This window comes from Neisseria sp. P0019.S003, from assembly GCF_051957115.1.
Lineage (GTDB): Bacteria > Pseudomonadota > Gammaproteobacteria > Burkholderiales > Neisseriaceae > Neisseria > Neisseria flavescens_D.
Genome location: NZ_JBQCWT010000040.1, coordinates 1 through 540, shown reverse-complemented (window position 1 = coordinate 540; position 540 = coordinate 1). Strand labels below are relative to the sequence as shown.

Below are 540 nucleotides of genomic sequence, written 5' to 3'. Positions count from 1 at the left end.
GTAGGGGAGGGAACGATATGGCAAGCATTCAAAACTTATACGAAACCGTCAGCCGCGTTTTGGGCAATCAGGCAAGCAAAGTCATTTCCGCTTTGGGCGAGATTACCGTCGAGTGTCTGCCCGAACACTATGTTTCAGTGATGACTACGTTGCGCGACCATGAAGAACTGCATTTCGAGCTTTTGGTCGATTTGTGCGGCGTCGATTACAGCACTTACAAAAACGAAGCATGGCAGGGCAAACGCTTTGCCGTTGTCAGCCAACTTCTCTCTCTGAAAAACAACCAACGCATCCGCGTGCGCGTCTGGGTTTCAGACGACGATTTCCCCGTGGTCGAATCCGTGGTTCCCGTTTACAACAGCGCGGATTGGTACGAGCGCGAAGCCTTCGATTTGTACGGCATCATGTTCAACAACCATCCCGACCTGCGCCGCATCCTGACCGATTATGGTTTTGTCGGACATCCTTTCCGCAAAGACTTCCCGATTTCCGGCTATGTCGAAATGCGTTACGATGAAGAGCAAAAACGCGTGATTTACC

The 540-nt window shown here is 51.1% G+C and carries 1 protein-coding gene; it reads left to right on the top strand.

Annotated elements, in window-relative coordinates; genetic code table 11:
- Positions 1–17: 17 nt before the first annotated feature.
- Positions 18–540, top strand: a 523-nt coding sequence (locus ACTHTS_RS10975; RefSeq protein WP_440370053.1) for an NADH-quinone oxidoreductase subunit C, incomplete at its 3' end; no start/stop codon positions are given.